General features: G+C 64.4%; 6 protein-coding genes. 4 read left to right on the top strand and 2 right to left on the bottom strand.

The features are described 5' to 3' along the window. Window positions 1-71 precede the first annotated feature (71 nt). Window positions 72-2738, bottom strand: a complete 2667-nt coding sequence (locus Q8P38_00250; protein MDP4013044.1) for an EAL domain-containing protein — start codon at window positions 2736-2738, stop codon at window positions 72-74. Window positions 2739-2791: 53 nt separating this feature from the next. After that, on the bottom strand, window positions 2792-3895 hold the full coding sequence (ftsY, locus tag Q8P38_00255; protein MDP4013045.1) for a signal recognition particle-docking protein FtsY: 1104 nt from the start codon (window positions 3893-3895) through the stop codon (window positions 2792-2794). Between the two features lie 197 nt (window positions 3896-4092). On the opposite strand from ftsY, the gene Q8P38_00260 reads away from it, so the two are divergent. The 4 genes from Q8P38_00260 to Q8P38_00275 all read left to right on the top strand — a co-directional run bounded on the left by Q8P38_00260 (window position 4093) and on the right by Q8P38_00275 (window position 9533). Then, on the top strand, window positions 4093-6201 hold the full coding sequence (locus Q8P38_00260; protein MDP4013046.1) for a serine hydrolase domain-containing protein: 2109 nt from the start codon (window positions 4093-4095) through the stop codon (window positions 6199-6201). A 74-nt stretch (window positions 6202-6275) separates the two neighbouring features. After that, the gene (locus Q8P38_00265; protein MDP4013047.1) at window positions 6276-6500 is read left to right on the top strand and encodes a DUF4184 family protein; all 225 of its coding nucleotides are present in this window, start codon (window positions 6276-6278) and stop codon (window positions 6498-6500) included. Between the two features lie 75 nt (window positions 6501-6575). Beyond that, complete coding sequence (locus tag Q8P38_00270; GenBank protein ID MDP4013048.1) at window positions 6576-8612, top strand: serine hydrolase domain-containing protein; 2037 nt, start codon at window positions 6576-6578, stop codon at window positions 8610-8612. A 327-nt stretch (window positions 8613-8939) separates the two neighbouring features. After that, window positions 8940-9533 carry a DUF4184 family protein gene (locus Q8P38_00275; GenBank protein MDP4013049.1) on the top strand — a complete coding sequence of 198 codons (594 nt, stop codon included), beginning with the start codon at window positions 8940-8942 and terminating at the stop codon, window positions 9531-9533. Window positions 9534-9809: the final 276 nt, after the last annotated feature.

Below are 9809 nucleotides of genomic sequence, written 5' to 3' on the forward strand. Positions count from 1 at the left end.
GCGCGTTACTTTCGTGTTTCGGCAAGCGAGCGGCCGCCCGAAACGCTCTGACTCCACCCCACGCGAGGGCTCTACAGCGTCTTTCCAGAGCCCTCGGAGACCAGCTCCTCGAGTTCCTCTGGGAACTGAGGACGACCCAGGTAGAAGCCCTGGACGAACCTGCACCCGAGCCGGTCGAGCTCGTTGAGCTGCTCGAGTGTGTCGACACCCTCCGCGACGCTCTTGAGGTCCAGCGCGTCGGCGATGGCGATGATGCTGCGCACGAGGCTGTTGTCTGACTCGCTGGACATCCTTGACACGAAGGACCGGTCGATCTTGAGAGTGGTCACCGGGAACCTCTGCAGATACGCCAGCGAGGAGAACCCAGTCCCGAAATCGTCGATAGCGATGCCGACACCAATCTTGCGAAGCTTGGCCAGGACTCTCTCGACTATCTGCGCTTCGGCCATGACGGATTCGGTGAGCTCGAGCGTCAGCAGTGACGCCGACAGCCCGGTCGATTTCAGCGCCGTGCGGACTCTTCGCGCGAAACCGTCACGGGCGAACTCGACAGCCGACACATTCACGTTCATGGTCAGTCGATGTTCGCTACTTCCATTCCAGGCGACCGCCTGGACGCACGCCTGCTCAAGTACCCAGCGGTCAAGCTCGACTATGTCGCCGCTGGCTTCCGCGACAGGGATGAACTCCTCCGGTGACACCTGTCCCCTGGTGGGATGCTCCCACCGGAGCAGAGCCTCGAACCCACACAGGCGATGATCGCCGCCCGCGCGGAAGATGGGCTGATACGCGACACGCATCTGCGAGGAAGCCAGGGCTTCGGCCAGCGAAACCTTCAAGGCCAGACGATCGGCTGCGACATCTCGGAGGTGCCCGTCGAACAGCACGACCTGGCCGCCACCTCGGCCCTTGGCGCTGTACCTGGCGAGGTCGGCGTTGCGCAGAAGCGACTCGGCGGAACTTCCAGGCGTAGCCATGCCAACCCCGATGCTGACGGACACGCGAAGCGTGATCCCCTGCAACTTCGCCGGGACCCTCAGAACCTCGCTGACACGGTTCGCGAAGTCGACCACGGAGGACTCCGAGCCCGCTTCGTCAAGCAGAATCGCGAACTCGTCGCCGCCAAGTCGCGCGATGGAGTCCGTGGAGTGCAGGAAGGTGCGCAGCCTGCGGGCGACGTGTTGCAGCAGTTCGTCACCTGCCATGCGACCCAGTCCGTCGTTCACCGCCTTGAAGTCGTCGAGATCGATGTACAGGACCGCGACTCCGGCCTCCGGGTGAGCGTCGAGCTTGCGCAGGGCTGTGCCCAACCGGTCCATGAACAAGGCGCGGTTGGCTAGCCCGGTCAGGCTGTCGTACAGTGCCTTCTTCTCAAGTTGATCTTCCAACGAGTGCCGAACCGTGACGTCGCGCAAGGTCACCACGCAAGCTGCGACAGTCTGGTCGTCAAGCAGGTTGGAAGCCGTGCCTTCAACAATGCGATCCTCCCCCGAAGGCGACTGGATCCGCCCCTCGAGAGGAATGACGCACCCAACCGGCATCGTGGCCAGATCGGTCAGCTGCTGGTTCAGGCCAACTCGGTCAGCTTCGACGAAGAGGGTAGAAAGCGGAGACCCGACGTCTGACTCGGGATCGACCCCAGCCAAGTTCCCCACAGACGGGCTCGCGTAGATGATGCTCAGGTCATCATCGATAAGAACGATGCTGTCGGCGGAGTGGTGGATCACCGACGAAAGTCGTTCCTCGGCCAGGTGCTGCTCCACAACATGGGCGCGGCCTACGAGCCACCACATCCGGGCCACTACCAAGGCCATCACCGCCGCCAGAATCAGCACAGTGGCGACGGCAGTGTGCACCTGAACGCCGCGCAGACTCGCCAGGTTCACCAGGAGCACGACCAGCGGCACCAGAACCGCCACCAGCACCGCGAGGAGCCGCATCCGGCCGGGTCTGGGTTTCGCCATCGGTACAGCGGGCTGCGGACGACACGCCGCCGCAGCCGCGAGAGACAAGTACCCCAAGATCCACGCCAGGTCGAGGATGGATCCCTCTTCGTACTCGGAGTTGATCTCCAGCCAGGCATACGCGAAGTCCGCGATCAGGGTGAAGACCAACCCGCCGCAGAACAGAATGGTGGCCCAACCTCGGGCAGCCTGCGCGACGAGTAGCCACATGACCGTCCCGATGATGACCAAGTCGGCGAGCGGATACGCGACCAGAATCGCCTTCTCTGACGCGGGGATCATCGTGTCGCTCGCATACGGCTCGATCAGGACCAGGTACAAGGCGGCTCCGGCGCTGAGCGTCACGATCGCGGCGTCCAGTCCCGCCGAGGGGTCGGGCTCCCGCCGACGCCGCGCGGCCAGTATCAGGGCCGCGATGGCAAGGGGTATGTACCCAGCGAGATACAGGCCATCGGCGATCGACGGGAACGGATCCTCGTCGTTGGCCGTCATCCATGACCAGAGCAGCTCACCGTCTAGGAACGCTGCGATCGAAAGGCTGATGAAGAACGCGATCTGCCGATCGGTTCCCCTCCAACGGATGACGCCAGACGCCGCGACGCCGAGAGCGATCGCGACCGGCCCGTTGTAGAGCAGCATCGACGACCACGGTGTTTGGGGCAAAATGACATAGGCCGTGCCGCCGAGCAATCCCAAGCCCAAGAAAGCCGCTGCGACCGGGCCCAGTGGGGGCAGTCGGACTCTTGACGCGCCGGGGATTTCGGGCGGCTTCATGCCGTGACCGTACAGCCGCCAGGACCGTCGCGCCTCGTCCTTGAGGCAGTTCGCTATCCGGACAGCAGTGCGTCGACGAACTCCTCCGGCTCGAAAGGGGCCAGGTCATCTGGGCCCTCGCCCAGCCCAACGAGCTTCACGGGAACTCCGAGTTCGCGCTGAACGGCGATGACAATCCCGCCCTTGGCCGTGCCGTCGAGCTTCGTCAGGACGATTCCGGTGATATCGACTACTTCGGCGAATACCCGCGCCTGGGCCAGGCCGTTCTGGCCGGTTGTCGCGTCCAGGACCAGCAGGACCTCCGACACCGGGGCCTTCTTCTCGATCACGCGCTTGACCTTGCCCAGCTCGTCCATCAGACCGACTTTCGTGTGGAGCCGACCAGCTGTGTCGACGACCACGACGTCGGCTTCCATCTCCAGACCGGCTGCGACTGCCTCAAACGCCACAGAGGCCGGGTCGGCGCCAGCGAGTGCATGCACGACAGGGACACCAACGCGCGAGCCCCACGTCTGGAGCTGTTCAGTCGCGGCAGCTCGAAACGTGTCCGCCGCGGCAAGAATGACGTCACGGTCCTCGGCTACCAGGAGCCGGGCGAGCTTGCCCGTTGTCGTCGTCTTGCCGGTTCCGTTGACGCCCACGACCAGCACGACAGCGGGGCGACCCTCAGTTCGCATCGTCATCAGGCACCGGTCCAGCCCCGGATCCACTTCGGCGATCAACTCCTGACGGAACACTTCCTTCAACCGGCTCGGGTCCGCGATCCCTTCCACACGTACACGCGTGCGCAGTCGGCCGACCAGTTCCGCAGTCCCGGCTACTCCGACATCAGACGCGAGAAGGGTGTCCTCTATGTCCTGCCAGGCGTCGTCGTCGAGGTTCTCCCGTGACAAAAGAGCAAGCAGCCCCCGGCCCAGTGTGTTGTTGGATCGTGCCAACCGTGCACGCAACCGGCCCATTCGCCCGAGCGCCGACTCGGGGCGTTCCAACACGGGCAGAGTGGCGGCTGGTTCCGGCAACTCGGTAGCCGGTGGCACCTGGGGAGTAGCCGCTGGGATCGCTTCAGGTACGCGGTCACGCCTGCGGGCGGCAACAACGACGAACCCGACAATCACGATGACCAGCAGAGCGACGATGACGGGAATCAGGATGTTCACGCCGGGATTGTCCCACTCATGCGTCCGGCGTGGGTGGCATCCCGTCCCCGCGCAGTTGCGTTTCGGTTGCATCGTCGTCTCTGCGGGGGTTCACTGGTCGGTAGTTTCGCTGACAACCTGAGTCGAGGACGGAGCAACTGCGGGCACCTACCCCGAGCTCGCTGAACAGGTGCTGTGGGCGTCTGGAGGAGGAGCGAATGGGCGAGAGCCGAGCTAGGTTCTGGGCGCCACCCACGTGCCAGGCGATCTCATGGCCGCTTGCGGCGGTCCTGGGAGTGGCGTTGCTGACCCCGGTCACCGATGTCGCGCAAGCTGTGGCATCCGACAGTGGAGCAGGCTCGACGAGCGTCGATTCGCAACAGTCCCGGCCGGGAAGCACGAACTACTCCCAGGTGATCCGCAAGCTCAAAGCGGACATCCCCGCGTTGATGGACCAGAACAAGGTGGTCGGTCTGACGATCGCGCTCGTGGACGGTCAACGCGTCGTGTGGAAGAAGGGCTTCGGCTACGCGAACAAGGCGCGAAACAGGCGCGTCAACACCGGCACATTGTTCCCGATCGGTTCTGCGTCGAAGACCTTCACGGCGGCGGCGGTGATGCAACTCGTTGAACGTGGCTGGGTCAATCTGGATGACCCGCTGTCCAAGTACGTTCCCGGCTTCCGACTGAAGCCCCGCTACGCCGGCAACGTAATCACGGTGCGGTCGGTGTTGGACCACCACTCCGGAATCCCAGGAGACGTGTTCAACGGACTCTTCACTTCTCGGAAGCCCGATCCGGGCTTCCGGCCTTGGCTGCTGCGAGCCCTTCGCAAGACGTACCCCGAGCGAAGGGTCAACAAGGTGTGGGCGTACAGCAACAGCGGGTATGTACTGCTGCAGAACCTTGTCGAACACGTCAGCGGAATGAAGATCGAGCGGTACGCGCAGCGCCACTTGTTCGGACCCATGGGCATGAAGTCGTCGCACTTCGATCCGACCCGCGCTCCGGTGCGGCGGCTCACCCGCGGCTACATGGCCACACCCTCGCCGACAGGCCAGCCGATCGGAGCCAAAGTCCAGGCGAGGGACTACGTGAACGGGTGGACCGCGGGGTCGATCACTTCCTCGGCCACCGACATGTCCCGGTACATGCGCACGATGCTGGCCAAAGGCAAGGCCCTCCCCCTCCTCCCCCGCTTTGCGGGGGGACCCCCAGCCTCTTCGAGGCGGGCGGGGGTACCCCTCCCCCTTCCCGCCTCTTCGAGGCGGGTGGGGGTACCCCCAGGCGGGCGCGTGCTGCGCAGATCCACAGTGCGGCAGATGTGGACCCCGCAGACGCACACAACCTTGGACAACCATGCGAGAAACACATCCTTCGGGGTTGGCTCCTTCGGGCTTGGCTGGTTCTTAAGGAGCCCAAATATGGAATGGGCCGGCAAGTCCCGCAGCCACAACGGTGACACGGCACTCGCGCACTCATCCATGCGCTTGCTGCCTGACAGCGGCCTTGGGGTCTTTGTCTCGGTCAACACGAGTTCCACCGGTGGAATCAACGACTCCGTGGCGGACGAGGCGCTCTCGCTCGCATACACCGCCAAGACAGGGATCCCCGAGCCGCCACCGGCTCAGTTGCCAAACCCGCGGACCGCACGCTGGAGCCAGGCCGCACTGCGAAGGCACGCGGGACTGTACGCAGGCAGTCGGACCCTCGCCTCTATGACCGTCGCCGGTGGCAACTTGGTGTTCAACAACGGCGCGGCCCTCATCACCTACACCCCGACCCGTTCGGGCTGGTTCAAGCCGGACCAGGCGGGCGTTCCGCAGATCAGGTTCCGCAAGGTGGCTGGTCGGCGGCTGTTGCTTACTCGACTCCCCTCCGGCCCGGCGATCGTGCAAGGCCCTGTAGGCGAGCGGATCTCACCATCCAGCTTGCGCGGTCGATGGCGGCACAAGCTCGGCAACTACCGTGCCATGAACATCAACCCGCGCCAGACGCCCTTCACGGTGCCGAAGCGGATCACATTGGGCTCCGTCGCCGGCGTCCTGACACTGGTGACGGGCCTCGGGGTCGTACAGGCCCTCAAGCCGGTGTCTGGCAAGGTCGCCTTCACCGCTGGACTGGGCGCTTTTCTGGCCCGCGGCAAGGGGGATTCCGTCGTGTTCCGGAAGCGCCGCAGCCATCCACGCTCGTTCACCTACCTTGGAGTGCGCTACGTCCGCAGGGGTCCGGCGGCAGAATCGCTGTCCACACCACCGGCACCGATCCAATCCCCGGTGAACCCCGCCCCCCTTGATTGGTGGACGTCGGCGGATTCGTTGCTCTGAACGTCGCGGATTGCTAGCCCGGTAGCGTGCATCCTGGGTTGAACACGGGCAGCCGATGGGGATGAGGTGACCCGATGCCGCTCACGTTCGGTTCGCATCAGGCGGTAGTGCTACCGCTCAAGATGCTCAAGCCGCGCTGGTTCGACGGCACGGCACTGGTCATCGGATCCATGGCACCGGACCTGTTCTTCCTCACGCACGGAACCGCCTGGGCGGGCACAATTCGTGATGCTCGTGTTTCGGTTGGCATCGTCTTCTCTGCGGGGGCATACTGCTCGGTAGTTTCGCTGATGACCTGAGTCGAGGACGGTGCAACTGCGGGCACGTACCCCGAGCTCGCTGATCAAGTGCTGTGAGCGGGTGGAGGATGAGCGATGGGCGAGAGCCGGGCTAGGTTCTGGGCACCACCCGCGTCCAAGGCGATCGCATGGCCGCTTGCGGCGGTCCTGGGACTGGCGGTGCTGACCCCGGTCACCGATGTCGCGCAAGCTGTGGCATCCGACAGCGGAGCAGGCTCGACGAGCGTCGATTCACGACCGCAGCGGCGGGGACGCACGAACTACTCCCAGGTGATCCGCGAGCTCAAAGCGGACATCCCCGCGTTGATGGACCAGAACAAGGTGGTCGGTCTGACGATCGCGCTCGTGGACGGTCAGCGGGTCGTGTGGAAGAAGGGCTTCGGCTACGCGAACAAGGCCCGGGGAAGGCGCGTCAACACCGGCACATTGTTCCCAATCGGTTCTGTGTCGAAGACCTTCACTGCGGCGGCGGTGATGCAGCTCGTTGAACGGGGCTGGGTCAATCTGGACGACCCGCTGTCCAAGTACGTTCCCGGCTTCCGTCTGAAGCCCCGCTTCGCCGGCAACGTAATCACGGTGCGGTCGGTGTTGGACCACCACTCCGGAATCCCAGGAAACGTGTTCAACGGACTCATCACTTCTCGGAGGCCCGATCCGGGCTTCCGGCCCTGGCTGCTGCGCGCGCTCCGCAAGATGTACCCCGAGCGACGGGTCAACAAGGTGTGGTCGTACAGCAACAGCGCCTACGTGCTGCTGCAGAACCTTGTCGAACACGTCAGCGGGATGAAGTTCGAGCGCTACGCGCAGCGCCACTTGTTCGGACCCATGGGCATGAAGTCGTCCCACTTCGACCCGACCCGCGCTCCGGTGCGGCGGCTCACCCGCGGCTACTTGGCGACGTACTCGCCGGAAGGCCAGCCGATCGGAGCCAAAGTCCAGGCGAGGGAATACGTGAACGGGTGGAGCGCGGGGTCGATCACTTCCTCGGCCACCGACATGTCTCGGTACATGCGCACGATGCTGGCCAGAGGCAAGGCCCTCCCCCTTCCAGCCTCTTCGAGGCAGGTGGGGGTACCCCCAGGCGGGCGTGTGCTGCGCAGATCCACAGTGCGGCAGATGTGGACCCCCCAGACGCACACCACCTTGGACAATCAGGCGAAACACGAATCCTTCGGGCTTGGCTGGCACCTAAGGAGTCCCGATATGGAATGGGCGGGCAAGTCCCGAAGCCACGACGGTGCCACGGTATTCGCGTTCTCATCCATGCGATTGCTGCCTGACAGCGGCCTTGGGGTCTTCGTCTCGGTCAACACGAGTTCCACCGGTGGACTCAGCGCCTCCGTCTCGCACGAGGCTCTCTCACTCGCATACACCGCCAAGACAGGGATCCCCGAGCCGCCACCGGCTCAGTTGCCAAACCCGCGGACGGCAGCGTGGAGCCAGGCCGCGCTGCGAAGGCACGCGGGACTGTACGCAGGCGGTAACACCCTCACCTCGATGACCGTCGCCGGTGGCAACTTGGTGTCCAACAACGGCGCCGCCGTAATCACTTACACCCCGACCCGTTCGGGCTGGTTGAAGCCGGACCAGGCCGGCGTTCCGCAGATAAGGTTCCGCAAGGTGGCTGGCCGACGGCTGTTGCTTGCCCGACTCCCCTCCGGCCCGGCGATCATGAGAGGCCCTTTAGGTGAGCGGATCTCGCCATCCCGCTTGCGCGGACGATGGCGGCACAAGCTCGGCAACTACCGTGCCACGAACATCAACCCGCGCCAGACGCCCTTCATAGTGCCCGAGCGGGTAGCGCTGAGCTCAGTCGCCGGCGTCCTGACCCTGGTGACGGGCCTTGAGGGCCTGGGCGTACAGGCCCTCAAACCGGTGTCAGGCAAGGTCGCCTTCACCGCCGGACTGGGCTTTGGGCTAGCCCGCGGCAAGGGGGATTCCGTCGTTTTCCGCAAGCGCCGCGCCCGGCCACGCTCGTTCACCTACCTTGGAGTGCGCTACGTCCGCAGGGGTCCGGCGGCAGAATCGCTGTCCACGCCACCGGCCCCGACGCCATCCCCAGTGAACCCCGCCCCGCTTGATTGGTGGACGCCAGCGGATTCGTGGCTCTGAACGTCGCGGATTGCTAGCCCGGTAGCGTGCATCCTGGGCGGAACACGGGCAGCCGATGAGAACGAGGGGACCTGATGCCGCTCACGTTCGGTTCGCATCAGGCGGTGGTTCTGCCACTCAAGATGCTCAAGCCGCGCTGGTTCGACGGCACGGCGCTGGTAGTCGGATCCATGACGCCGGACCTGTTCTTCCTCACGCACGGAACCGCCTGGTATGTCGATGCCCACGCCGTTGGGCCACAGGTCCTGCTAGTCATCGCAGTCACGCTCGTTCTGACCTGGGTCACCAAGTCGTTCATCGCCGGCCCCCTCGGCGCCCAGTTGCCTAATGCGGGGGGTTTCCACCTGCGACTATCAGCGTCTCTCCCAGTGGCGCCTGCCCCGACAGGGCCTGGGTTGGCTAGTCCTGATCACCAGCGCTGTGCTTGGCTCGCTGTCTCACATCGCTTTCGACTCCTTCACTCATGGATTCGGGTGGGTGGTCCAGCGTTTCGCGGTGCTGAGACATCAAGTATTTGTTCTGCCGACGGCTTTCCAAGATCAGCCGATCTACGCATATGACGTCCTACAGGTCGCCGGCACCGTGGTCGGCACCATAGTCACCATCTGGTGCTTGTGGGAAATCGGCAGACGACGCATGGTCTGTTCCTGGTACCCGGACCGCCCGGCGCCAAAGTCGACGTCCTCCAGCCGCCGGGCCGTCAACGCCGGTGTGACTCTCGGACTCGCGCTCGGGCTGGGTCTGGCTGCGGCGACGATGCGGATTGGGGGCGGTCAGGACCTGTTGATCCGCGTCGCGGTGGTCACCTGGCTTGGGCTGCTGGTCGGCTGCTTGATTGCCAATCCGCACATGGAGGAGGAAGGACCTATTGATGCGCTGCCCAAGCCCGGTAGCGTCCCCCCCGATCAGACGTCAGGCTGATTCACATTGGGTTTGCCAGTTTCATTTGGCCCCACCTTGCCAGCTTGATTTGGCCCCACCCTTGACCTTCTAGTCCCTACCGTTCTCGGTGTCCGTGTGTAGACATCGTTGAAGGGGTTTGGGTGAAAGTGAGATCAAGAGTGGAGCTTTTCGAAGCTATCAGGCGTGGCCATCGTGATGGCATGGCGATTCGGGAATTGGCCGACAAGCATCGTGTTCACCGTCGTGCGGTGCGGCAGGCGATTTCTGATGCGGTCCCGGTGCCGCGGAAGATGC

It is taken from the genome of Candidatus Nanopelagicales bacterium (assembly GCA_030700225.1).
In the GTDB taxonomy this organism is placed as follows: domain Bacteria; phylum Actinomycetota; class Actinomycetes; order S36-B12.